This is a genomic window from Pseudomonas sp. S04 (assembly GCF_009834545.1).
GTDB lineage: Bacteria > Pseudomonadota > Gammaproteobacteria > Pseudomonadales > Pseudomonadaceae > Aquipseudomonas.
On sequence record NZ_CP019427.1, the window covers coordinates 4840085 to 4863382 of the forward strand.

General features: G+C 61.7%; 21 protein-coding genes. 10 read left to right on the top strand and 11 right to left on the bottom strand.

Annotation, left to right across the window (positions count from 1 at the left end):
• Nucleotides 1-40: 40 nt before the first annotated feature.
• A complete protein-coding gene (locus PspS04_RS21495) occupies nucleotides 41-1372 on the top strand; it encodes a DUF58 domain-containing protein (RefSeq protein ID WP_159997657.1) in 1332 nt (443 codons plus the stop codon).
• Nucleotides 1373-1396: 24 nt separating this feature from the next.
• On the opposite strand, the gene PspS04_RS21500 is transcribed toward PspS04_RS21495, so the two are convergent.
• A complete protein-coding gene (locus tag PspS04_RS21500; protein WP_095165803.1) occupies nucleotides 1397-1756 on the bottom strand; it encodes a PilZ domain-containing protein in 360 nt (119 codons plus the stop codon).
• Between the two features lie 230 nt (nucleotides 1757-1986).
• Complete coding sequence (locus PspS04_RS21505) at nucleotides 1987-2358, bottom strand: hypothetical protein (protein WP_095165805.1); 372 nt, start codon at nucleotides 2356-2358, stop codon at nucleotides 1987-1989.
• Nucleotides 2359-2514: 156 nt separating this feature from the next.
• Between PspS04_RS21505 and pyk the strand changes: the two genes are divergently transcribed.
• Complete coding sequence (gene pyk, locus PspS04_RS21510; protein ID WP_095165807.1) at nucleotides 2515-3966, top strand: pyruvate kinase; 1452 nt, start codon at nucleotides 2515-2517, stop codon at nucleotides 3964-3966.
• Between the two features lie 915 nt (nucleotides 3967-4881).
• Nucleotides 4882-6245 (top strand): IS3 family transposase gene (locus tag PspS04_RS21520; protein WP_159993877.1). Its coding sequence is split into 2 segments (ribosomal slippage): nucleotides 4882-5347 and nucleotides 5347-6245, totalling 1365 coding nucleotides; the frame shifts between segments, so codons are not numbered across the junction.
• A 179-nt stretch (nucleotides 6246-6424) separates the two neighbouring features.
• Here PspS04_RS21520 and PspS04_RS21525 read toward each other — a convergent pair.
• Genes PspS04_RS21525 through PspS04_RS21535 form a run of 3 tightly spaced genes read right to left on the bottom strand, consistent with a single transcriptional unit; the run spans nucleotide 6425 to nucleotide 9236 of the window.
• Entirely contained in the window at nucleotides 6425-7174 is a 750-nt protein-coding gene (locus PspS04_RS21525) for an enoyl-CoA hydratase-related protein (protein ID WP_159997659.1), read from the bottom strand.
• 27 nt (nucleotides 7175-7201) lie between these two features.
• The gene (locus PspS04_RS21530; protein ID WP_095165811.1) at nucleotides 7202-8137 is read right to left on the bottom strand and encodes an iron-sulfur-binding ferredoxin reductase; all 936 of its coding nucleotides are present in this window, start codon (nucleotides 8135-8137) and stop codon (nucleotides 7202-7204) included.
• A complete protein-coding gene (locus PspS04_RS21535) occupies nucleotides 8130-9236 on the bottom strand; it encodes a GGDEF domain-containing protein (protein WP_095165812.1) in 1107 nt (368 codons plus the stop codon). Before PspS04_RS21535 ends, PspS04_RS21530 begins: the two co-directional genes overlap by 8 nt.
• A gap of 312 nt (nucleotides 9237-9548) precedes the next feature.
• Between PspS04_RS21535 and PspS04_RS21540 the strand changes: the two genes are divergently transcribed.
• The 6 genes from PspS04_RS21540 to PspS04_RS21565 all read left to right on the top strand — a co-directional run bounded on the left by PspS04_RS21540 (nucleotide 9549) and on the right by PspS04_RS21565 (nucleotide 17084).
• On the top strand, nucleotides 9549-11072 hold the full coding sequence (locus PspS04_RS21540; RefSeq protein ID WP_159997661.1) for a fumarate hydratase: 1524 nt from the start codon (nucleotides 9549-9551) through the stop codon (nucleotides 11070-11072).
• A 145-nt stretch (nucleotides 11073-11217) separates the two neighbouring features.
• Entirely contained in the window at nucleotides 11218-12978 is a 1761-nt protein-coding gene (locus PspS04_RS21545) for an ATP-binding protein (protein WP_095165816.1), read from the top strand.
• Nucleotides 12978-14306 (top strand): sigma-54-dependent transcriptional regulator, encoded by a 1329-nt coding sequence (locus PspS04_RS21550; RefSeq protein WP_159997663.1) that lies wholly within the window; start codon nucleotides 12978-12980, stop codon nucleotides 14304-14306. The genes PspS04_RS21545 and PspS04_RS21550 overlap by 1 nt, the downstream gene beginning before the upstream one ends.
• A gap of 171 nt (nucleotides 14307-14477) precedes the next feature.
• Nucleotides 14478-15797 carry an MFS transporter gene (locus PspS04_RS21555; protein WP_095165819.1) on the top strand — a complete coding sequence of 440 codons (1320 nt, stop codon included), beginning with the start codon at nucleotides 14478-14480 and terminating at the stop codon, nucleotides 15795-15797.
• A 312-nt stretch (nucleotides 15798-16109) separates the two neighbouring features.
• Nucleotides 16110-16328, top strand: coding sequence for a hypothetical protein (locus tag PspS04_RS21560; RefSeq protein ID WP_159997665.1), 219 nt, complete (start codon nucleotides 16110-16112; stop codon nucleotides 16326-16328).
• Nucleotides 16329-16451: 123 nt separating this feature from the next.
• Nucleotides 16452-17084: a flavin reductase family protein gene (locus PspS04_RS21565; RefSeq protein WP_095165822.1), complete on the top strand. Its 633-nt coding sequence runs from the start codon at nucleotides 16452-16454 to the stop codon at nucleotides 17082-17084.
• A gap of 9 nt (nucleotides 17085-17093) precedes the next feature.
• Here PspS04_RS21565 and PspS04_RS21570 read toward each other — a convergent pair whose 3' ends face one another.
• Both PspS04_RS21570 and PspS04_RS21575 read right to left on the bottom strand, forming a co-directional pair.
• On the bottom strand, nucleotides 17094-17357 hold the full coding sequence (locus PspS04_RS21570; RefSeq protein ID WP_174244595.1) for a hypothetical protein: 264 nt from the start codon (nucleotides 17355-17357) through the stop codon (nucleotides 17094-17096).
• A gap of 9 nt (nucleotides 17358-17366) precedes the next feature.
• Nucleotides 17367-17732, bottom strand: coding sequence for a putative quinol monooxygenase (locus tag PspS04_RS21575; protein ID WP_159997667.1), 366 nt, complete (start codon nucleotides 17730-17732; stop codon nucleotides 17367-17369).
• A gap of 336 nt (nucleotides 17733-18068) precedes the next feature.
• Between PspS04_RS21575 and PspS04_RS21580 the strand changes: the two genes are divergently transcribed.
• Entirely contained in the window at nucleotides 18069-18998 is a 930-nt protein-coding gene (locus PspS04_RS21580; RefSeq protein ID WP_095165827.1) for an AraC family transcriptional regulator, read from the top strand.
• Nucleotides 18999-19059: 61 nt separating this feature from the next.
• On the opposite strand, the gene PspS04_RS21585 is transcribed toward PspS04_RS21580, so the two are convergent.
• From PspS04_RS21585 to PspS04_RS21600, 4 genes are all read right to left on the bottom strand, one after another.
• Nucleotides 19060-20115: an ABC transporter ATP-binding protein gene (locus PspS04_RS21585; RefSeq protein WP_159997669.1), complete on the bottom strand. Its 1056-nt coding sequence runs from the start codon at nucleotides 20113-20115 to the stop codon at nucleotides 19060-19062.
• 18 nt (nucleotides 20116-20133) lie between these two features.
• Entirely contained in the window at nucleotides 20134-20982 is an 849-nt protein-coding gene (locus PspS04_RS21590) for an ABC transporter permease (RefSeq protein ID WP_159997671.1), read from the bottom strand.
• The gene (locus PspS04_RS21595) at nucleotides 20979-21887 is read right to left on the bottom strand and encodes an ABC transporter permease (RefSeq protein ID WP_159997673.1); all 909 of its coding nucleotides are present in this window, start codon (nucleotides 21885-21887) and stop codon (nucleotides 20979-20981) included. The genes PspS04_RS21590 and PspS04_RS21595 overlap by 4 nt, the downstream gene beginning before the upstream one ends.
• 146 nt (nucleotides 21888-22033) lie before the next feature.
• Nucleotides 22034-23137: an ABC transporter substrate-binding protein gene (locus PspS04_RS21600; protein WP_095165834.1), complete on the bottom strand. Its 1104-nt coding sequence runs from the start codon at nucleotides 23135-23137 to the stop codon at nucleotides 22034-22036.
• Nucleotides 23138-23298 lie beyond the last annotated feature (161 nt).

A 23298-nucleotide genomic window follows, 5' to 3' on the forward strand; every position in this document is an offset into this window, starting at 1 on the left:
ATAGCACCATGACAATGATCGTCCCTGGGAAGCCTTGACCATGAAGCCGACCCGTCTGCTGCTGGTCTGGCTCGCCAGCCTGTTGGGGCTGAGCATCGTGCTCGGCGCCTGCCGGGCCCTGGGCGTCGACGTGGCACCTAGCTTGCTGGCGATTAACTGGGGATTGTTGCTGGCTTTGTTGCTGCTGGCCCTGCTCGACGCTGCGCGCCTGATTCGCCGGCCCTCCCCCAGGGCGCAACGGCAACTGCCCGGCAGCCTGGCACTGGGGCGCTGGAGCGAAGTGCAGATCAGCCTGCAACATGATTACATACAGCCCCTGAGCGTGCAGCTGTTCGATCATGTCCCCGATGGCCTGGACTTCGAGGGATTACCCCAGACGGTCGAACTGCATCCCGGCCAGACTCACCTACTCAGCTACCGACTGCGCCCCTTGCGCCGTGGGCACTTCAGTTTCGAGCGTTGCGAAATCAACCTGCCGGGGCCCTTGGGGCTTTGGTCGGCCCGCAGGTACCTGACGTTGCAGGACAGCACCCGGGTCTATCCGGATTTCGCCCACCTGTATGGCGCACAACTGCTGGCGGTCGACAACTGGCTCAGCCAACTGGGCGTACGCCAGCGCCAGCGGCGCGGGCTGGGACTGGAGTTTCATCAACTGCGCGAGTTTCGCGAAGGCGATAGCCTGCGCCAGATCGACTGGAAAGCCACGGCCCGACAACGCACACCGATTGCCCGGGAGTACCAGGACGAACGGGACCAGCAGATCATCTTCATGCTCGACTGCGGTCGCTCGATGCGCAGTCAGGACGGCGAGTTGTCGCACTTCGATCACGCCCTCAATGCGTGCCTGCTGCTCAGCTACATCGCCCTGCGCCAGGGCGACGCGGTCGGCCTGATGACGTTCGCCACCGAGCAGGCGCGATACCTCCCCCCGAGTAAGGGCAACGGTCAATTGAACGTGCTGCTCAATAACCTCTATGACCTGGACAGCAGCCAGCGCCCTGCTGACTACCAGGCCGCCGCCAGCCAACTGCTCGCCCGCCAGCAGCGCCGGGCACTGGTGGTGCTGGTCACTAACCTGCGCGATGAAGCCGACGAAACCCTGCTCGGCGCGGTCCAGCGCCTGGGCCGACAGCACCGGGTGCTGGTGGCGAGCCTGCGCGAGGAAGTCCTCGACCGGCTACGCCAGGTCCCGGTGCAAACCCTGCCCGAAGCCCTGGCCTACTGCGGCACGGTGGACTACCTGAACGCCCGGGCCGATCAGCATGAACGCTTGAGCGCCCATGGCGTGCCGGTGCTGGACACCCGCCCCGGTGAGCTGGGCACCGAACTGGTCACCCGTTACCTGAGTTGGAAGAAAGCTGGCGTGCTTTAGCGCTGCCCCTGCCTGGGGCCGGGGCTAGGCCGATGCCGAGACCGGATAAAAACTGAAATAGCGCTGCAACGCGCTGACCATCTGGCCGTATTCAGGCGGGGGATTCTGCAGGGCGAACCCGGCGTCGTAATGATGGGGCGTGGCGTCCTCATGGCACCACAGGCAACAGGCCCGCAGGTCGATGACCTGACAGGCTCCATCGCCGTCGGGGATCTTCAGGCGCAAGTCAAAGACCGCCCCCAGCATCAGCGGCAACTGACTGATCAGCATCAGCCCGTCTTCCGAGACATTACCGATGTAGCCAATGGGTTTGTCGGTGATACGGTTGAAGACTTTGAGAAAATACGGCAACTGGTGCCGCTCGATCCGGCGTTCTGTGAACATACTGAGTATCGCTTTGCCAAGGCCCTTGAGCAGGGTCGCACTACTGCTTCGCAACGAGCCGGCAGAGCGAGCTCGCTGTCCCCGATTACGGTGCGAACGTCCCCGCGTTGCGCTCGCGCTACTTCTGCCGTTCTCAGGTATCAACGACGTCCAGGGTCGACCCGCTGAAACGTCTCACTAGAGACTAGCTCAAGGCTGAAACACAGCCAGTGGTTAAATGAGACCCGACATTACAATGCCGCGGGAATGCTTCTGGCGCTGCGCGGCGGGTACCAGCCCAGCGACTGCAAGGTTTCCAGGCGCGCGCGGGCACGGTAGGCGTACTCATTGTTCGGGTACTGCGCCATGATGAACTGGTAGGTCTGGGCGGCATCGACATAGAGCTTCTGCCGCTCCAGGCACTGGCCACGCAACATCGACACTTCAGGCTGGATGTAGCGCCGCGCCCGGCTCTTGCGATCGACCTGGGACAGTTCGAGCATCACCCGCTCGCAGTTGCCGGCGTCGTAGGCACGGTAGGCGGTGTTCAGGTGATGGTCCATCGACCAACGGGTACAGCCCACGACACTCAGGGCCAGGGCAGCTAAAAGCACGAATCGCATGAGAGTTCTCCTGTCTTGGGCTTTGTATCGACCCGGCGGCAAAAATCTTCAGTGCGGCGTGTTCAATAAAGAATCCAATAAGTAGTGCAAACGAACAATGACTACAACTTCCCAGCATAGTAGCCTCACTCAGCGCTTGAACTCAGGAGTCTTTGCATGTCCGTCCGTCGTACCAAAATCGTCGCTACCCTTGGCCCGGCCAGTAACTCGCCGGAAGTTCTCGAACAGCTGATTCTCGCTGGCCTGGACGTTGCCCGCCTGAACTTCTCCCACGGCACCCCCGACGAGCACAAGGCTCGCGCCAAGCTGGTCCGTGACCTCGCGGCCAAGCACGGGCGCTTCGTCGCCCTGCTGGGCGACCTGCAAGGCCCGAAAATCCGTATCGCCAAATTCGCCAATAAGAAGATCGAGCTGAAGATCGGTGATCAATTCACCTTCTCCACCAGCCATCCTCTGACCGAAGGCAACCAGCAAGTGGTCGGCATCGACTACCCGGACCTGGTCAAGGACTGCGGCGTTGGCGACGAGTTGCTGCTCGACGACGGCCGCGTGGTCATGCGTGTTGATACCGCCAGCGCCACCGAACTGCATTGCACCGTGACCATCGGCGGCCCGCTGTCGGACCACAAGGGCATCAACCGTCGTGGTGGCGGCCTGACCGCTCCAGCCCTGACTGAAAAAGACAAGGCTGACATCAAGCTCGCCGCCGAAATGCAGGTCGACTACCTCGCCGTGTCCTTCCCGCGTGACGCCGCCGACATGGAATACGCCCGTCAATTGCGCGACGAAGCCGGCGGCACCGCCTGGCTGGTGGCCAAGATCGAACGTGCCGAAGCCGTGGCCGACGACGAAACCCTCGATGGCCTGATCAAGGCTTCCGACGCAGTGATGGTTGCCCGTGGCGACCTCGGCGTGGAAATCGGCGACGCCGAGCTGGTGGGTATCCAGAAGAAGATCATCCTGCACGCACGCCGCCACAACAAAGCGGTGATCGTTGCGACCCAGATGATGGAGTCGATGATCCAGAACCCGATGCCGACCCGCGCCGAAGTGTCCGACGTGGCCAACGCCGTGCTCGACTACACCGACGCCGTGATGCTCTCGGCGGAAAGTGCTGCCGGCCTGTACCCACTGGAAGCTGTGCAGGCGATGGCGCGTATCTGCGTCGGCGCAGAAAAGCACCCGACCAGCAAGACCTCCAGCCACCGCATCGGCAAGGTCTTCGAAAGCTGCGACCAGAGCATCGCCCTGGCCGCCATGTACACCGCCAACCACTTCCCGGGCGTCAAGGCGATCATCGCCCTCACCGAAAGTGGCTACACGCCGTTGATCATGTCGCGCATTCGCTCCTCGGTGCCGATCTACGCGTTCTCCCCGCATCGTGAAACCCAGGCCCGCGCGGCGATGTTCCGTGGCGTCTACACCGTCCCGTTCGACCCGGCATCCCTGCCACCTGAGCAAGTCAGCCAGGCGGCCATCGACGAGCTGCTGGCTCGCGGCGTGGTCGAGAAAGGCGACTGGGTCATCCTGACCAAGGGCGACAGCTACCACACCATCGGCGGCACCAACGGCATGAAAATCCTGCACGTTGGCGACAAGATGGTCTGATTGACCAAGCGCTGAAAAACCAAAGCCCCGCCATGTGAATGGCGGGGCTTTTTGCTTTGCGATCCAGTGATTCCAGGTCAACACAGAACCCTGTGGGAGTGGGCTTGCCCACGATGGGCATAGGTATCTACACAACTGTGGTGCGACGTTGCACCAGGGTTTTGGATTAGACCGAGTACATATCCATTTTTGCGGTAACGGCCTCCTATGGTTCCGCCTGACGGCGGCTCACTTTTGGTGGAGCGCAAAAGTAAGCAAAACGCTCTTTCCCCACCACTCGGCACCTCGCTTGGGCTCGGTGTGCCCTCACTCCGGCTTGAATCCGTGGGCCGCCGCCACGCGCCATCCATGGCGCGGGGCGGCTAACCCGGCGTCCTGCCGGGTTACCCACGGCTTCAAGCCTGCGTTCGGCCAGCGTGGTTAACGGGGCGCCCAGGATCAAGAGCCAAAGCCAGAGCCAGAGCCAGAGCCAGAGCCAGAGCCAGAGCCAGAGCCAGAGCCAGAGCCAGAGCCAGAGCCAGAGCCAGAGCCAGAGCCAGAGCCAGATCAAAAGATTGCTGACTTCGTCAGCGTCTTAGGAAGTAGAAGCCACACCGCGCATGCCGCAGTGATCAGGTCGGCTTTTAGGCCGCCTCGCTTTGTTTTTGATCCTGGGCGCCCGTTAACCACGCTGGCCGGAGTCCGATATTGATTTGGGGGGTAAACCGGCAGGACGCCGGTTTAGCCGCACTGGGCCAGGGAAGGCCCATTGCGGCGGCCCCCCAAATCAATGTCGGAGTACGGGCATGCCGAGCCTAAGCGAGGCACCGAGTGGTGGGGCAAGAGCGTTTTGCTTACTTTTGCGCTCTCAAAAGTGAGCCGCCGTCTGAACTGCCCCCCGAATGTTGGACACCTGACCCCTCGGGAGGGTGTTCCATGACGAAATACAACCTAGCACTCAAGCAATCACTGATTGAAGAGTGTTTGTCTGCCAGTAGCGTTCATGAGGTGGCCCTCAAGCATGGCTTGAGTCCATCGCTGCTGCGGCGCTGGATCAAGGGTTTTGAAAAACACGGTGCCTCTGGCTTGATTGCCAAGTACAGCCATTACGATGCCCAGTTTAAATTGAAGGTTTTGCAGTGCATCGAACAAGATGGACTGTCGGACCAACAGGCCTGTATACGGTTTGATATCCGTGGTCCAAGTAGTATCAGGCAGTGGCGAAAGCTGTACGATGAAGGCGGTGTAGAAGCACTACAACCGCATCGTCTTAAAGAGTCCAGCATGCCCCGCAAACCTTCTAGGCAACCCAAAGCAAGTCCTGTTCTTCCTGCGGACGCAGAGCTGACCTCTGAACAAATGCTCGCAGAACTGGCCTATCTGCGCGCGGAGAATGCCTATCTAAAAAAGCTCGATGCCTTAATCCAAGCGGATCCCCGTACTGCGCAGCCAAAAAAACGCAGTCCGTCCAAGGATTGAGGCATGAGTATCCACTTGCTCTGTTGCTACGTGCTGCGGGACTTGCACGCAGTACCTTCTATTATCAAAGCAAAACACTGCTAACCGACAAGCATGCCGACCTTAAAGATCGCATCCGCAGCGTCTATCACGGGCATAAGGGGCGTTACGGCTACCGCCGTATCACCGCAACCCTTGGAAACAGTGGTGAGTTGATCAATCACAAGAAGGTGCATCGGCTGATGCAGATGATGGGCCTCAAGTCGTTGGTCAAAGTGAAGAAATATCGCTCTTACCGAGGTGCTGAAGGGCTTGTTGCGCCTGATCTACTAAAGCGCGAATTTAAGGCAGAAGCCCCTAACCAGAAATGGGCAACCGACGTGACGGAGTTCAAGGTGAAGGGGCAGAAACTGTTTCTTTCGCCTCTCATGGATTTGTACAACGGCGAGATCCTGGCTTACCAGATCAACCGACGTCCCGAGTTCAGGATGGTTTCGACGATGCTGGAAAAGGCCTTCGGGCGACTGAATCAAGGGGACAAACCGATACTGCACTCTGACCAGGGTTGGCAGTACAGGCAGCCTACCTACCGACACATGCTGGCCGAAAAGAGCATCGAGCAGAGCATGTCGCGCAAGGGTAATTGCTTGGACAATGCCGCCATGGAAAGCTTTTTCGGCACGCTCAAGAGCGAGTTTTTCTATCTGGAATCATTTGAGAGTGTGGAGCAGCTGGCATCAGGCATAGAGGATTACATCGCCTACTACAACCAAGACCGCATAAGCCTCAGACTGAATGGCTTGAGCCCGGTACAATTTCGGACCCAGGCATTAAATCAATAGCGTCCCCTGTCCAACTTTCGGGGGGCAGTTCACGTCAGGCGGAACCATAAGTGGCCGTTACCGAAGAAATGGATGTGTACTCGGTCTAATCCAACACCCCAGAGGCCCACAGGTGCAACGTCGCACCACAGTTGTGTAGATACCTATGCCACGATGGGGCCCGCGCGACCACCCAACATTCACGACCGCTTGAGAAACCCCGACAACGCCGCCAACGCTTCCGGCGAGCGCAGTCGTTGGACGAACAGCTTGCCCTCCTCCTCGACCACCCTGCGCAGCAGTTCGCGGTCCGGGGCCTTCATCAGTTGCTTGCTGATGCGCACAGCTTGCGGCGGTAGTTGATCGAAGCGCAGCGCCATCTCCCGCGCCTTGGCGAAGGTCGCTTCCGCGCTCGGCAATGCCTGGCTGGCAATGCCCCAGGCGGCGGCCTGCTCGCCGGTAAACGCTTCGCCCAGCAGCAACAATTCGGCCGCTTTGGCTTGGCCGAGCAGTCGCGGCAGGATCAGGCTGGAGCCGAACTCCGGACACAGACCCAGGTTGACGAATGGCATGCGCAACTTGGCATCGGCGCTGACGTATACCAGATCGCAATGCAGCAGCAGCGTGGTGCCGATGCCTACCGCGGCTCCGGCAACGGCGGCAACCACCGGCTTGCGGCACTCCAGCAGGCTGCGCATGAACTGGAACACCGGGCTGTCGAGATCACTCGGCGGCTCCTGGAGAAAGTCGGCGATATCATTGCCGGCGGTAAAGCACTGCAGGCTGCCAGTGATCAGCACCGCATTGATCTCAGGGTCGGTATCCGCCTGTTGCAGGGCTGCGCCCAATTGGCTGTACATGGCGCGGGTCAGGGCGTTTTTCTTGTCCGGGCGATTCAGGCGCAACGTCAGCAGCCCGCCTTCGCGTTCCAGCAAAATGGCATCGGTCATGGTCAATCTCATGCAAAGAAAGTCAGCTCAACCACGCGGCAGGAACACATCGGCCAGCAGTTGATTACGTGGCAGCCCTGCCAGGTACAAGCGCCGGGCAAAGGCGTCGACACTCTCAGGGCTCCCGCAGAGTAAGGCCAGGGTTTGCCGGGAAACAAGGCGCAATTGCGCCAAAGCCGCTGACAGCTCGGCCGCTGTCCACAGCTCGACACTCAGGTTGGCGCGGTTGGCTGCCAGTGCCGCCAGGGGTTTGGCCAGGTAATGCTCTGCCCCATCATGGGCCAGGTGAATCACCCGGATAGGCCCTTGATGATCCTGGCGCAGCGCTTCACGTAACACCCCGAACAGCGGCGCCAGCCCCGTACCTGCGGCCAGCAGCCACAGCGGACGGGTTTGCCAGTCAGGGTCGTAGTGCAAGGCCCCGCCGCGCAGTTCACCGAGGCGGATCGAATCACCGATCTTCAGCGCCCGGGCGGCATCGCTGAAGGCACCGGGCAGTCGGCAGTCGAGGTGAAACTCGAGGAATCGGTCTTCCTGCGGCAGGCTGGCCAGGGAGTACGGACGCGCCACGTGGCCGGCCCACAGCACCAAGTGTTGACCGGCCTGATAGCGCAGCGGGCGCTCGGCCAACAAACGCAGGCGCAACACACAGGGACTCAACCAGTCCAGCGCCTCGACCACGGCGGGGGCGCCGTCACGCAGCGGATCGAACACCGCCACCTGCAGGTCATCCAGCACCTCGCACTGACAGGCCAGGCGCCAGCCCTGCTGGCGCTGCCCGGCACTCAGAGCGTCCGGGCGACGGTCGCCGACCTCACCGCGCAGGCACTGCACCAGGCACGCGTGGCAACTGCCCGCCCGGCAACTGTAAGGCACCTGCAAACCCTGCTGATTCAAGGCATCAAGCAGGTTGCTGCCCGCCGCTACCGTCCATTGACGCTCACCGACAGTCACTTCAGGCATCGATGTTTTCCCAGGCCGCCGCACAGCGATTACGGCCATCGCGCTTGGCCCGGTAAAGCGCCTGGTCGGCACGTTGCAAGGCGTCGTCGAGGTCATCGCCGACGGCCAGCAGGGTCATCCCCGCAGACAGGCTAAGATCCGGCACAGACAGGCCGATCAACTGCACTTCGGTGAACGCCAGGCGCAACCGTTCACAACAGGAGGTCAAGCGCTCGGGATTGCAATCAGGTAACAACAACACAAACTCCTCACCGCCATACCGGGCCAGTACATCGCCCTCGCGCAAACAGGCCGTGGCGACGCCGGCAAATGCCTGCAGGACCTGGTCGCCGGCGGCATGGCCATGCAGGTCGTTGATACGTTTGAAGTGGTCCAGGTCGATCAGCGCCAGGCCATGCTCCACCGAGGCTTCCATGTTTTGCAATTCACGGGTGGCCAAGCGCAGGAAATGCCGACGATTGAACAAACCGGTCAACTCATCGGTGGCCACCAGATCCTCGAGCTGACGCATCATCCCGCGCAGCGTGTCCTGATGCGCCTGCAGGGCAAACCGGCGCTGGCGCATACGCAGGCGCGAAGCTTGCACATAGCTGGCATACAACGCCAGCCAGACCAACACAATAAACAGCACACAGACCTGCAAGGCCGCCAGAGTCGGGTCGGCCAGTTCGAAATGGTAGCCTTCCCACAGGTTGAGGCAGGCAAAGCTGAAGAACACCAGGGCCGCACAGCGCACAAACGCCCGGCGCGGCAGGTGAAACAGGCCGAACATCAGAATCAGTACGTAAAAGATCAGGAAGGCGCCACGAGCAGCGTCCAGATGGGCGATCAGCCAGGTTTGCCAACCAATGCCCAGCAGCACCTGGACTTCGGTCAGGCTGGGATCGGGGAACCGCAGGTTGCGCCCGCTGAAGAAGATCGCGAACAGCAACGACTGACTGAGCATCACCAACGCGGTGGCTACCAGCGCACTGCGCACCGAGCCCTGGAAGTGCCCACTGAGGATCGCCAGCCATAGCAGCAATAACGCCAGCACATAGGTGCCCGTCGCCAGAATAAAGCGCTTGAGCAATAGATTCTGGATCGCGTTATGGGTCAATCGTTGACTCACCGTGCAAAGGGGGGCTGATAAGAGTGTCCTACCCTAAAGGCCTTGGATCACTTTAGTGTTGCTACTCGAAAATGACCATCCAATTTTTGTCGGGCTGCCTCGGGTCGCGTCATCATTGTTATGCGACCTTGGTTTGACTGCCGGCGGGTGTGCCCGGCGGCGAGGCGCGCTATACTGCCGCGCCTTTTTAGCGTCGCGCCAGCAACCCCGGCGTGCCCTGAAAGGTGTTTGCAGCCGACCGATGCACCCCACTGCAAGCACCTTTATTAAATGTTCCCGTCTTTTAGAGGAGCGCGACTCATGACCGTGATCAAGCAAGACGACCTGATTCAGAGCGTTGCTGACGCCCTGCAGTTCATTTCTTATTACCACCCCGTGGACTTCATCCAGGCGATGCACGAGGCCTACCTGCGCGAAGAATCGCCAGCGGCCCGCGATTCGATCGCACAGATCCTGATCAACTCGCGCATGTGCGCCACCGGCCACCGCCCGATCTGCCAGGACACCGGTATCGTCACCGTGTTTGTCCGCGTGGGCATGGACGTGCGCTGGGATGGCGCCACCATGGGCCTGGACGACATGATCAACGAGGGCGTGCGTCGCGCCTACAACCTGCCGGAAAACGTCCTGCGTGCGTCCATCCTCGCCGACCCGGCAGGTGCTCGCAAAAACACCAAGGACAACACCCCGGCCGTGATCCACTACTCGATCGTCCCGGGTAACACCGTGGAAGTCGACGTGGCAGCCAAGGGCGGCGGTTCCGAGAACAAGTCGAAAATGGCCATGCTCAACCCGTCCGACTCGATCGTCGACTGGGTGCTCAAGACCGTTCCGACCATGGGCGCCGGCTGGTGCCCACCAGGCATGCTCGGCATCGGCATCGGCGGCACCGCTGAGAAAGCCGCGGTAATGGCCAAGGAAGTGTTGATGGAATCCATCGACATCCACGAGCTCAAGGCTCGCGGCCCGCAGAACCGTATCGAAGAAATGCGCCTGGAGCTGTTCGAGAAGGTCAACCAACTGGGCATCGGCGCCCAGGGCCTCGGTGGCCTGACCACCGTGCTCGACGTGAAGATTATGGATTACCCGACCCACGCCGCGTCCCTGCCGGTGTGCATGATCCCGAACTGCGCCGCCACCCGTCACGCGCACTTCGTGCTCGACGGTTCCGGTCCGGCTTCGCTGGAAGCGCCATCGCTGGACGCCTACCCGGAAATCGTCTGGGAAGCCGGTCCGTCGGCCCGTCGCGTCAACCTCGACACCCTGACCCCGGAAGACGTGCAAAGCTGGAAGCCGGGCGAAACCGTGCTGCTCAACGGCAAGATGCTCACCGGTCGCGACGCCGCGCACAAGCGCATGGTCGAGATGCTGAACAAGGGCGAAACCCTGCCGGTGGACCTCAAGGGTCGCTTCATCTACTACGTCGGCCCGGTTGATCCGGTGCGCGAAGAAGTGGTTGGCCCGGCAGGCCCGACCACTGCGACGCGGATGGACAAGTTCACCCGCCAGATCCTCGAGCAGACCGGCCTGTTGGGCATGATCGGTAAATCCGAGCGCGGTCCGACCGCCATCGAAGCGATCAAGGACCACAAGGCCGTCTACCTGATGGCAGTCGGCGGTGCGGCTTACCTGGTGGCGCAAGCCATCAAGAAATCCCGCGTAGTCGCTTTCGCCGAACTGGGCATGGAAGCGATCTACGAGTTCGACGTCAAGGACATGCCAGTGACTGTTGCTGTCGACAGCAACGGCGAGTCGGTACACATCACCGGTCCTGCCATCTGGCAGAAGAAGATCAGTGACAGCCTGGCGGTAGAAGTGCAGTAAGCACCCACACCCCAGTCAGGAAAAGCCGCGCTGTTTGTCAGAACAGCGCGGCTTTTTTATGGTCCCTGCGCACTGCGCGGACTCTGCGCCGTCGCCGCGCTGCATGCTATCGTGCGCCCCCGACCCCGTAGTCTGTGCCCATCGCATGCCACCTATTTATCGTTCCCTGCGCCTGATGCTCTATGTACTGCTGATCGTGGCCGGCACAGTCCTGGTCAGCGCCGCCGCCGTGCGCCACGCCGAGCGCCAGGCCCTGGAGGACGACGCTCAACGCGCCAACCAGCAATTAGCCTTGTACGCCACGTCCCTGCATACGCTGATTGAACGTTACCGCGCCCTGCCCGCCGTGCTGGCACTGGACCCGCAATTGCGCTCGGCGCTGGCAGGCCCGGTAAGCCCGCAACAGCAGGACTCGCTGAACCACAAGCTGGAGAAAATCAACGGCGCGGCCCAGTCGTCCACCCTCGAACTGCTGGACCGTAACGGCCTGGCCGTCGCGGCCAGCAATTGGCGCCTGCCCAGCAGTTATGTCGGCCACAACTACGGCTTCCGCCCCTACTTCAGCCAGACCCGCAGCCAGGGCACCGGACGCTTTTATGCGGTAGGCGTGACCAGCGGCATTCCCGGCTACTTCCTGTCCAGTGCCGTGTTGGGCGACAACCAAGAGTTTCTTGGCGCCATGGTAGTCAAGCTGGAGTTTCCGGAACTGGAGCGCGAATGGCGCCAGGGCACTGACACCCTGCTGGTCAGCGACGCCCGCGGCATTGTGTTCATTGCCAACCAGCCGGGCTGGCGCTATCGCCTCCTTGAAACCCTGTCGCCGACCGACCTCGCCGAGCTCGAAGCTACTCGTCAGTACGACAAGCAAACGCTGGTGCCCCTACCCCACGAACAGCTTCGACGCTTCGACGACAACAGTTACCTGGCGCGGGTCGAGGGTCCCGACGGATCGGCCGAGTACCTCTGGGAGTCACTGCCCCTGAGTGCCGAAGGCTGGACACTGCACCTGTTGCGGCGCCCGCAGGTGGCCTTCGAGGATTTGCGCAACGCCGCACTGGCCGCAGCCGGCGTGTGGCTGACGCTGGTGTTTGTGCTGCTGTTCCTCAGCCAGCGCTGGCGTATCGCCAAGCTGCGCCAGCGCAGTCGCGAGGAACTGGAACGCCTGGTGGAGGAACGCACCCGAGAGTTGCGCACGGCTCAGGACGGCCTGGTGCAGTCAGCCAAACTCGCCGCCCTGGGGCAGATGTCGGCGGCCCTGGCCCACGAGATCAACCAGCCGCTCACCACCCAGCGCATGCAGCTTGCCACGCTGAGACTGCTGCTGGACCACGGCCGCGTCGATGATGCCTACAAGGCACTCAAACCGCTGGATGACATGCTCACCCGAATGGCGGCCCTCACTGGCCACCTGAAGACCTTCGCCCGCAAGAGCCCCAGCGGCTTGCGCGAGCCACTGGACCTGGCGGCAGTGGTCGACCAGGCCCTGCACCTGCTGGAAGTCCGCCTGCGCGATGAACAGATCAACTTCACTGTGGACCTGGTCCGCCCGGCGCGGGTTCGTGGGGACGCCATTCGCCTGGAACAGGTACTGATCAACTTGCTGCGCAATGCCCTGGATGCCATGCGCGACAAGTCACTCAAGCGGCTGCGCATCAGTCTTGAAGCCGACCAACAGCTGTGGCGCCTGAGCGTCACCGACAGCGGTGGCGGGATTCTTGCGCAGGACCTGCCCAATGTTTTCGACCCGTTTTTCACCACCAAGCCTGTGGGCGATGGCCTGGGACTCGGGCTGGCCGTATCCTTTGCGATCATTCATGAGCTCGGCGGTCGCCTGACGGCCGAGAACCACGGCGACGGTGCGCGCTTCACCGTGACCCTGCCCGTCGACCTGGAGGCACAGATCTGATGTTGAACTCGGTAATAGTGGTCGATGACGAACGCAGCATTCGCGACGCCGTCGAGCAATGGCTGAGTCTCTCGGGATTCCAGGTCCAGCTGTTCAGCCGTGCCGAGGACTGCCTGGCGCAGTTGCCGGTGAATTTCCCCGGGGTGATTCTCAGCGATGTGCGCATGCCGGGGATCAGCGGCCTGGAATTGCTGGCCTCCTTGCAACAACGGGATGCCGAACTGCCGGTGATCCTGTTGACCGGCCACGGCGATGTACCGATGGCGGTCGATGCCATGCGCGATGGCGCCTACGATTTCCTGGAAAAACCCTTCAGCCCCGAGACCTTGCTCAACAGCCTGCGCCGGGCACTCGACAAGCGCCGGCTGGTCCTGGAAAACCGTGCCCTGCACGAACAGGCCGACCACCGCAGCAAACTGGAGGCCAGCCTGCTGGGCGTGTCCCCGGGCCTGCAGACCCTGCGCCGGCAAGTCCTGGACTTGGCAGGCCTGCCGGTCAACGTAGTGATTCGCGGCGAAACCGGCAGCGGCAAGGAGCTGGTTGCTCGCTGCCTGCATGATTTCGGCCCGCGCGCCGCCAAGCCCTTCGTCGCCCTGAACTGCGCGGCGATCCCCGAGCAACTGTTCGAGGCCGAACTGTTCGGGCACGAACACGGCGCTTTCACCGGCGCCCAGGGCAAGCGTATCGGCAAGCTGGAATATGCCGACGGCGGCACCCTGTTTCTCGATGAAATCGAAAGCATGCCGCTGGCCCAGCAGGTCAAGTTATTGCGCGTGCTGCAGGAACAGAAGCTCGAGCGCCTGGGGGCCAACCAGAGCATCGATGTCGACTTGCGGATTATCGCCGCGACCAAACCCGACCTGCTGGATGAAGCCCGGGCCGGGCGTTTTCGCGAAGACCTGGCCTATCGGCTCAACGTGGCCCAGTTGCGTTTGCCGGCGCTGCGTGAGCGGCGCGAAGACATTCCCTTGCTCTACGCCCACTTCAGCCGCGCGGCGGCGCAACGCCTGGGCCGCAGCGTCGCGCCCCTGAGCGGTCCGCAGTTGAGTCGCCTGCTCAGCCATGACTGGCCGGGTAACGTGCGCGAACTGGCCAACGTTGCCGAGCGCCAGGTGCTGGGCCTCGATGATCCCGAACCGGACGCCATCGAACCCGGCCAGTCGCTGGCAGCCCAACAGGAAGCGTTTGAAGCGCAGTGCCTGCGCGCCGCCCTGACTCGGCACAAGGGCGATATCAAGGCAGTGCTCGAAGAGTTGCAACTGCCACGCCGCACCTTCAATGAAAAACTCCAGCGCCACGGCCTGACCCGCGAAATGTTCCTGGGCTGAATCCTCGGCGGATTTCCGCTCAGCGAATCTGGCGCATGAGCGGATTTCCGCTCACTTACCCGACAAAACCCCTCTAGAACGGCCCTGCACAACCTGGCACGGCTCCTGCTATAGCCCCTGCAGGCTGCGTTTTTGCGCGCTCCACAAAAACAATTAATTGAAGGATCCGTCATGGATAACTCACAACCCCTGCCTCTCGGGTCGGCGGCTTCGCCTGCCAAAGAAAGAACCTCGGCCAGTCGCATCAAATCAATTTTCAGCGGCTCTGTCGGCAACATGGTCGAGTGGTATGACTGGTACGTCTACGCCGCATTCTCGCTGTACTTCGCCAAAACCTTCTTCCCCCATGGCGACACCACCGCCCAACTGCTCAATACCGCCGCAATCTTCGCCGTAGGCTTCCTGATGCGTCCGATCGGTGGCTGGCTGATGGGGCTGTATGCCGACAAAGTCGGACGCAAAAAGGCCCTGATGGCTTCGGTATACCTGATGTGCTTCGGCTCACTGCTGATCGCCCTGAGTCCAAGTTACGAAGTCATCGGCATCGGTGCGCCGATCCTGCTGGTGTTCGCGCGCTTGCTGCAAGGCCTGTCGGTGGGTGGCGAATACGGCACTTCCGCCACCTACCTTAGCGAGATGGCCACCAAGGAACGTCGCGGCTTCTACTCCAGCTTCCAGTATGTGACGCTGATTTCCGGCCAGCTCATCGCCCTGGCGGTGTTGATCGTGCTGCAACAAGTGCTGACCACCGAAGAGCTGTACGCCTGGGGCTGGCGTATCCCGTTCGCCATCGGTGCGCTGTGTGCCGTGGTCGCGCTGTACCTGCGTCGTGGCATGGAAGAAACCGAGTCGTTCACCAAGAAAAAGAAGTCCAAGGAAAGCGCGATGCGCACCTTGATGCGCCACCCCAAGGAACTGCTGACTGTAGTCGGCCTGACCATGGGCGGCACCCTGGCGTTCTACACCTACACCACCTACATGCAGAAGTACCTGGTGAACACGGTTGGCATGAGCATCAGCGACTCCACCACCATTTCGGCGGCGACCCTGTTCCTGTTCATGTGCTTGCAACCGCTCGTCGGCGGCCTGTCGGATAAAATCGGCCGGCGCCCGATCCTGATCGCCTTCGGCGTATTGGGCACCCTGTTCACCGTGCCGATCCTGACGACCCTGCACACCATCCAGACCTGGTGGGGCGCGTTCTTCCTGATCATGGCGGCGCTGATCATCGTCAGCGGCTACACCTCCATCAACGCGGTGGTCAAGGCTGAACTGTTCCCGACCGAAATCCGTGCCCTGGGCGTGGGCCTGCCGTATGCCCTGACCGTCTCGATCTTCGGCGGCACCGCTGAATACATCGCCCTGTGGTTCAAGAGCATCGGCATGGAAACCGGTTACTACTGGTACGTCACCGCGTGTATTGCTGTGTCCCTGTTGGTATACGTGACCATGAAAGACACCCGCAAACACTCGCGGATCGAAACTGACTGATCCACACCCCGTAGGAACTGCCGCAGCCCGCGGCGGTTCCTACAGACCTATCCTCGTACCTCCCCTCCCGATTAATGATCCGTTAATTCCCCTACGACACTCTGCTGTCATCTGAATCCTGAACGACGTCTCGTCCGTCCATGGCATTCGGCCCCCTTGGGGGAAGCCGCACTGCAATCTGTCAGTGACGGCAAACACATCGAATTAACCGATCACTAAAGGCTAATTTTTGCGCTTTTAGATCAGTTTTGAGCGAGTAGTATGAACTCCATACCGCACGCCCAAAACGTCAACGAACCTGGAGCACAGACCATGAAAACCCAACTGATCCTCGCCTTGACCCTCTCCGTACTGGCTGCCAACACCTTCGCCGCCGATGGCTTTGACCGTACCGGCTCGGCAGTCGCCGCTGATGGATACGACCGCACCGGCGCTGCTACCTTGGCTGCAGATGGCTACGAGCGCACCCCGCAAGGCCAGACCGTTGCCGAAGATGGCTACGATCGCACCGGTTCTGCCTCCATCAGCTAAGCCGTGAATGCCCCCCACAAAGCCCGGCTCACGTCGGGCTTTGTGCTTTTTGCTCGCCCCGACACACTGGCAATACTGGCGATCGCCCTGCACTATTGCGCCTCACCTTGACGGAATCCGCCCATGCCCGACGATATCCACTTCTACGAACCTGCCCAGGGCCACGGCCTGCCCCACGACCCGTTCAACGCCATCGTCGGCCCACGGCCTATTGGCTGGATTTCCTCGCAGGACGGCCAAGGCCGCCTGAATCTGGCGCCCTACAGTTTTTTCAATGCGTTCAACTACATCCCGCCGATCATCGGGTTCGCCAGCGTCGGACGCAAAGACAGCCTGAACAATATCGAACAGACCGGCGAGTTCGCCTGGAACCTGGCCACCCGCCCGCTGGCCGAGCAGATGAACCAGAGCTGCGCAATGGTCCCCGCCGACGTCAACGAATTTGAACTGGCGGGGCTCACCCCCGTCGCCTCAAAAATCATCCAGGTGCCGCGCGTCGCGCAAAGCCCGGTGTCCTTCGAGTGCAAGGTGACCCAGATCATTCAGTTGCAGCGTGCAGACCAGCAATTGGTGCCGAGCTGGCTGATCCTCGGCGAAGTGGTCGCCGTGCATATCGCCAAATGGCTGCTCAAGGATGGGGTGTACGACACCGCCGCGGCAGAACCGATTCTGCGCGGCGGCGGTCCGGCGGATTACTTCCAGCTAGGGCCTGAGGCCCTGTTCAAGATGCACCGCCCGGGGGCGACCAAGGCTTGAGGTATTGCTTTACCAGATGAGTTCACCGTCCTCACCGACGTCGGCCAATCGAGCCAGTTGCTGCTCGGCAGCCAGGTCGGCCTCCAGGGCGGTGTTGAACGTCTGGTCGATCAGTACCTTGTTGAAACGCGGGGCGCCCGCCCCACCGAGGGCCTTGACGGCGATGGCCGCGGTGTAACCTTCGTCACCGCGCACGGCGGCAGAAACGGCTTCGAACTGTGCAAACTCTTTACGTGCCATGTTGCGGATCCTGGCCAATGGAAAGTCGGCCATTCTAAACCTTCAGCCGGCCAACTGCTGCATGGCCAGCGCATCGCAGGACGGATGCCCGGCGCGAGCCTGGTCGGCGCCGACATCGCTGAAGGTGTGGAAGTCCAGGCTATGAACTACTAACTCCTGGACCAACTCGCCGAAAACGGCCATGGCCGGGCTGCTGAAATAGGCGGTCATGGCCGGCTGGTCAACCCAGGAGCCGGACACCAGCCACAGCTGGGGGTCGCACAATGAGTGCTGCAGGGCAAAGTGCAGGTTGCCACTGGCCTGGCGCGTAGGCTCGATCAGGCAACTCAAACGCGCGCCCAACTCCATCGAGCGGCCTGCCTGGGCCCGGACCAACGCCATATGGCTGACGGGGATTTGCATGGACATGTTCATCGCTCCCTGGATGTAGACAATCGGCAGCCTGAGAGAAGCTGCGACAGGACCAGAGAATAAGCGCCAGGCTCAAGACTGGTTAGTCGATTCCTGCCGGCTTGTTGCACAATCCTGCGCCGACCGCCGGCGCATCGCTGTGTCCAGCGCATCTACCCGATGAAGATGACAAGAGTGTTTCAAGCAACGATCGCAGCCCTTTGCTGCGGTTCTGCAGGCGGTATCTACCACCACCGCAGGATCAGGCAAGTTTTGCGCAGGATCGGCCTAGCCCCAAGACTTGCACAAACTTAAGCTATGCCCATCCCATCAGCCTTACCGAGGATGTTCGCCATGTCACCTGTGGATTCCAACCACACGCCACTTGACGCCAGCCTGGAGCACCAGCGCGCGGAACTGGCGGCCATCATCCGGCGTAACACCCAGGAGGACGGCAGCTACACCACTGCCATCAACGCGCTGGTGTTGTCACGCCACAGCCAGTCCCACGACTTTGCCCCGGTGCTCGCGCAGCCGGCGCTGTGCATCATGGCCCAAGGGCGCAAAGAGGTCAGGCTGGCCGACGAACTGTTCAACTACGACCCGCTCAACTACCTGGTGGTCTCGGTCTCGATGCCCCTTAGCGGACGGGTGGTGGATGTCTCGCCCCAAGTGCCGATCCTGGCCTTGCGCCTGGACATCGACCCGACGGAAATCACCGCGTTGATTGCCGATGCCGGCCCCCTTGGCGTACCTGCCCGCCCTACCGGGCGGGGCCTGTATGTCGAACAGCTGGATCAACCGATGCTCGACGCGGTGCTGCGCCTGGCGCGTTTGCTGGACACCCCCAAAGACATCGCCATGCTCGCGCCACTGATCCGCCGGGAGATTCTCTACCGTCTGCTGCGCAGCCCCCAAGGCCACCGGCTGTACGAAATCGCCATCGCCAACAGCCAGAGCCATCGCATCAGCCAGGCGATCAAATGGCTCAACGGCAACTTCGAGCAACCATTGCGTATCGATGACCTGGCCCGCGAGGTGAACCTGAGCGTCTCGACCCTGCACCACCGGTTCAAGGCAATGACCGCCATGAGTCCGTTGCAGTACCAGAAGCAACTGCGCCTGCAGGAGGCGCGGCGCCTGATGTTGGCCGAAGGCCTCGACGCCTCGGCGGCGGGATATCGCGTGGGCTATGAAAGCCCCTCGCAGTTCAGCCGCGAATACAGCCGGCTGTTTGGCGCACCGCCGCTGCGGGACCTGGCGCGGTTGCGACTGTCTGTCTGATCAGACCTGATGGCCCCATCGCGAGCAGGCTCGCTCCCACATTAGAGGAGCGAGCGGCCAGTCAGGCACCCAATACGCGGCAAGCCTCGGACGGAATGGTCACCGACACCGGGTTGCCGATGCTCAGCCCAATGCCCTGGCACGGTGTGCTCAAGGCGGTCAGCGAGACTCCGGAGCACTCCACCGTGGTTTCGATGGTTGCGCCGATATCTCGCACGAACGTCACCTTGCCCAGCAGGCGATTACCCGCAGTTGCCTGGGGATGGGACAGTTGCAGGTCTTCGGGGCGCACCAGCATCTTGAGCTTCTCGCCGACCACGATACTGCTGCAGATCGGCACCGCCAGCGCGTCACCGCCCGGCAAGCTGACCCTGCCGTTGCCCAGCGCGGTCGCCGGGAAGATGTTGCCGGAGCCGATGAAGTCCGCCACGAACGCGTTGGCCGGGTGCCGGTAGATCTCGATCGGCGTGCCGACCTGCTGGATCCGGTGCTCACCCAGGACCACCACGATGTCAGCCATGGTCATGGCTTCGCGCTGGTCATGGGTGACCATGATGGTGGTGATGTTCAGGCGCTGTTGCAGTTGGCGGATTTCCACCTGCATCGACTCCCGCAGCTTGGCGTCCAGGGCAGACAGCGGCTCATCGAGCAGGAGAATTTTCGGGTGCGCGGCAATTGCCCGGGCAATCGCCACCCGTTGGCGCTGGCCCCCAGAGAGCTTGGCGACCGGGCGATCGATCATCGCTTGCAGCTGGATCAGTTCCAGCAACTCCACCACCCGCGCCTGCTGCTCGGCCTTGCCCACGCCGCGCAGCTTCAGGGGGTAGGCGATGTTCTCGCCCACGGTCATGTGCGGGAACAGTGCCAGCGACTGGAACACCATGCCGAAGTTGCGCAGGTGCGCCGGGGTGTTGCCGATGTCCTCGCCGTCCAGGCGAATTTCGCCGCCACTGAGGGTTTCCAGGCCGGCGATCATCCGCAGCAAGGTGGTTTTGCCACAGCCCGAGGGGCCGAGAAAACACACCAGCTTGCCCTCGGGCAAATGCAGGTTGACGTCCCTTACCGCGCAGGCCGAGCCGTAGTGTTTCTCGACGTTTTCCAGAATCAGACCAGTCATGTGAATCACCTCAAGCAATCAGAAGGAAACGCCGCCTTCGCCCACCAGCTTCTCCAACGCCCAGATCAGGACGAAGTCGATCAGCACGATCAGCACGGCAAACGAAAAAACGGTGGGATCCAGCGATGACACCGTGCGGCTGTACATCCAGATCGGCACGGTCATGACATCGATGGTGTAGAGGAAGTAGGTCACCGTGAACTCGTTGAACGAGACGATGAACGCCAGCAGCATCCCGGCCAGGATCCCCGACTTCATCATGGGCACCACCACATCGACAATCGCCCGGGTCGGCGAGGCGCCGAGCATCTGCGCCGCCTCTTCGACTTCACTGCCGATCGACAGCATTGCCGCCGTGCAGTTCTTCACCACGAAGGGCAAGGCCAGGATCACGTGGGCAATCACCAACCGCGAGGTGGCCATCTGGAACGGCAGGCTATCGAATACCAGCAGCAAGGCCAAGCCCAGCACCACCATCGGGAACACCAGCGGCAACGACATCAGTTGCAGGGCCACCGCCTTGCCGCGGAACTCGCAACGGGTCAGGGCATAGGCCGCGGGCACTGCGATCAAGGTAGCGAACATCATGGTCAGGCACGCCACCATCAAGCTGGTGGTCATGGCCTTGCCCAGGCTCAGCACATCGCTGGCATCCGGCGAGACAAAGGTGTGCCAGGCGGCCTTGTACCATTGCAGGCTGTAGCTGCTGGGCGGGAAGTCGAGGTTCGACGCGCCACTGAACGACATGACGATCATGGTCAGGATTGGCAACACCGCCAGCAGCAGGATGCAACCGGACAACACTCCTGCCAGCTTGCCGGTGTCGCCCGGCAACAGCGCCTGGCGTGGCTTGAACAAACGACTCATAACGAAGCCTCCAGCATGCGCCGGCGACGGCCGGTGATGTATTCAGAAAGAGCCATGATCGCCAGCGTGGTGACAATCAACACCACGCCGGCGGCAGACGCTGCGGGCCAGTTCATCAGCGGGGCGATCTGGTCGTGCACCATCACCGCCAGCATCGGTACGCGGCGGCCACCGAGCAGCAAGGGCACCACGAAGCTGCTGGCGTTGTAGGCAAACACCAGGGTCGCACCTGTAATGATGCCGGGCAGGCTCATGGGCAGCACCACCTGGCGAAACACCTGCAGGCGACTGGCACCAAGGGTCGCCGCGGCTTCTTCATAGGTCCGGGCAACCCCACGCATGGCGCTGGCGATCGGCAACACGGCCAGGGGGAACGCGGTTTGCACCAGGCCCATCAACACGCCGTTCTGGTTGTACAGCAGCATGATCGGCCGCTTGATCAGGCCCAGGCCCATCAAGGCCTGGTTGAGCATCCCGCCTGGGCCGAGAATCACCAGCCAGCCATAGCTTTGCAGCAGCAGGTTGACCAGCAACGGCAACAGCACCGCCGCCAGGAACACCCGCCGTAGCAAAGGCGAAGTCAGGCGCGACATGGTGTAGGCCACCGGGATCGCCAGCACCACGGCGATCACCGCGCTGATCAGCGCCAGGCGCAGGGTCAGCAGCAAGGACTTGAGGTAATAGGGTTCCAGCAACTGGGCGTAACTGGCCAGGCTGAAACCGCTCCACTCCGCACCTTTGGTGCCCACGCTCATGCGCAGCACCAGCAGGCTGGCGATGATCAGCACGCCGAGGAACAGCATCGAGGGCGAGAGAAAAAACCAGGCACGCGCCGTCGGCGATACACCCCGGTTGCGACGCACGACAGCTGCGCCGACCGGATGGGTCAGGGGTTGGTGTTCCATAGCAATGATCTCGTCAATGGAAGATCGGGGCATGGCGAGTACTGCGCACTCGATCGCTGGCAAGCCAGCTCCCACAGGTCGTGCATGATTCTTGTAGGAGCTGGCTTGCCAGCGATGAGGTTCGAAGAACCTCCCCGCGATTCAGATCAGGAAGAAAAGATTTCCGTGTAACGACGAATCCATTGGTCATGCACGCTCGCCAGGAAGGCGTTGTCGTGCATGATCGCCTTCTCGGCAATCTGCTCCGGCGTCAGGATGAATGGGCTCTTGCGGGCCTCGGCAGAGATGATGGCCTTGGCATTGACCGGGCCGTTGAAGATGTCTTCGGCCATCTTGCCCTGGACCAGCGGGTCCAAAGAGTGGTCGATGAAGGCGTAGGCCAGGTCGGTGTCGCCGGGACGGTTCTTCGGCATCACCGACAGCATCAGGTCGGTATAGAAACCTTCCTTCATGCCAAAAGTGGCGCCCAGGCCGTAGGCCGGATCGCGGATCTGCTTGGGGAAAAACGCCGGGGCGTACAGCCCACCCATGTCCAGGGAACCGGTGCGGAACAGCTCGGCGATCTGGTTGGGGTTCTCCCCCAGGGTCACTACCCGGTCCTTGAGCTCGGCGAGCTTCTTGAAGCCCGGCTCGATGTTGTGCTCGTCACCGCCGGCCAGTTTCGCGGCGATGATGATCAGGTCCATGGCCTCGGTCCAGTTCGGCGGCGGCAGGAAGATATTCGGCGCCAGCTCCGCATCCCACAACGCGGCGTAGCTGGTTGGCGCTTCGCTCAGGGTGCGGGTGCTGTAGACCAGGCTGTTGCACCACAGCAGGTAACCAATGCCGTGGCCGTTGGCGCCAGTACGGTATTTCTCCGGCACATCGAGCAGGTTGGGAATCCGATTGAGATCGGGTTTTTCCAGCAGGCCGGCGGCGGCCAGGCCTTCGGCACCGACTCCGGCCAGGGTGATGATGTCGTACTGCGGGCGATCACCACCGGCCTTGAGCTTGGCGACCATTTCCGAAGTGCTGCCGGTGCGGTCGGCGATGACCTTGGCGCCGGTCTTGGCCTCGAAGGTCGCGGCGATGTTGCGCAGTGCCGCAAGGCCGGTGTCATCGGACCAGGTCAATAGACGCAAGGTCTTGCCTTGAAAGCGCGTATCACTGGCGTTGGCGCGGATGAACGGCATGCTCATGGCGGCGGCCGCCACCGAGGCGACCCCAACGGTCTTGATGAATTGTCTTCTGTTCAGATCATGCTCGCCCATGAAGGACTCCCTCTATTGTTGTTGATTTGAGGTGGCTGCATCCCTTGCGACCGCGCTGTTCGATCGCTGCAAACCCCTGTGCTACAAGGGCTTTGGCGATGTCGGCGGGTTCATCCTGAGGTCACGCCCTGAGCGCAACAATCGAAAAAAAATCATTGGTG

Coding starts and splice junctions, on each gene's coding strand:
- PspS04_RS21575 (WP_159997667.1), bottom strand. CDS start 17,732: ATGTCCATGCAAATCCCCGTCAGCCATATGGCGTTGGTCCGGGCCCAG.
- pyk (WP_095165807.1), top strand. CDS start 2,515: ATGTCCGTCCGTCGTACCAAAATCGTCGCTACCCTTGGCCCGGCCAGT.
- PspS04_RS21580 (WP_095165827.1), top strand. CDS start 18,069: ATGTCACCTGTGGATTCCAACCACACGCCACTTGACGCCAGCCTGGAG.
- PspS04_RS21600 (WP_095165834.1), bottom strand. CDS start 23,137: ATGGGCGAGCATGATCTGAACAGAAGACAATTCATCAAGACCGTTGGG.
- PspS04_RS21555 (WP_095165819.1), top strand. CDS start 14,478: ATGGATAACTCACAACCCCTGCCTCTCGGGTCGGCGGCTTCGCCTGCC.
- PspS04_RS21545 (WP_095165816.1), top strand. CDS start 11,218: ATGCCACCTATTTATCGTTCCCTGCGCCTGATGCTCTATGTACTGCTG.
- PspS04_RS21565 (WP_095165822.1), top strand. CDS start 16,452: ATGCCCGACGATATCCACTTCTACGAACCTGCCCAGGGCCACGGCCTG.
- PspS04_RS21590 (WP_159997671.1), bottom strand. CDS start 20,982: ATGAGTCGTTTGTTCAAGCCACGCCAGGCGCTGTTGCCGGGCGACACC.
- PspS04_RS21540 (WP_159997661.1), top strand. CDS start 9,549: ATGACCGTGATCAAGCAAGACGACCTGATTCAGAGCGTTGCTGACGCC.
- PspS04_RS21495 (WP_159997657.1), top strand. CDS start 41: ATGAAGCCGACCCGTCTGCTGCTGGTCTGGCTCGCCAGCCTGTTGGGG.
- PspS04_RS21525 (WP_159997659.1), bottom strand. CDS start 7,174: ATGACCGATGCCATTTTGCTGGAACGCGAAGGCGGGCTGCTGACGTTG.
- PspS04_RS21570 (WP_174244595.1), bottom strand. CDS start 17,357: ATGGCCGACTTTCCATTGGCCAGGATCCGCAACATGGCACGTAAAGAG.
- PspS04_RS21550 (WP_159997663.1), top strand. CDS start 12,978: ATGTTGAACTCGGTAATAGTGGTCGATGACGAACGCAGCATTCGCGAC.
- PspS04_RS21505 (WP_095165805.1), bottom strand. CDS start 2,358: ATGCGATTCGTGCTTTTAGCTGCCCTGGCCCTGAGTGTCGTGGGCTGT.
- PspS04_RS21585 (WP_159997669.1), bottom strand. CDS start 20,115: ATGACTGGTCTGATTCTGGAAAACGTCGAGAAACACTACGGCTCGGCC.
- PspS04_RS21500 (WP_095165803.1), bottom strand. CDS start 1,756: ATGTTCACAGAACGCCGGATCGAGCGGCACCAGTTGCCGTATTTTCTC.
- PspS04_RS21530 (WP_095165811.1), bottom strand. CDS start 8,137: ATGCCTGAAGTGACTGTCGGTGAGCGTCAATGGACGGTAGCGGCGGGC.
- PspS04_RS21595 (WP_159997673.1), bottom strand. CDS start 21,887: ATGGAACACCAACCCCTGACCCATCCGGTCGGCGCAGCTGTCGTGCGT.
- PspS04_RS21560 (WP_159997665.1), top strand. CDS start 16,110: ATGAAAACCCAACTGATCCTCGCCTTGACCCTCTCCGTACTGGCTGCC.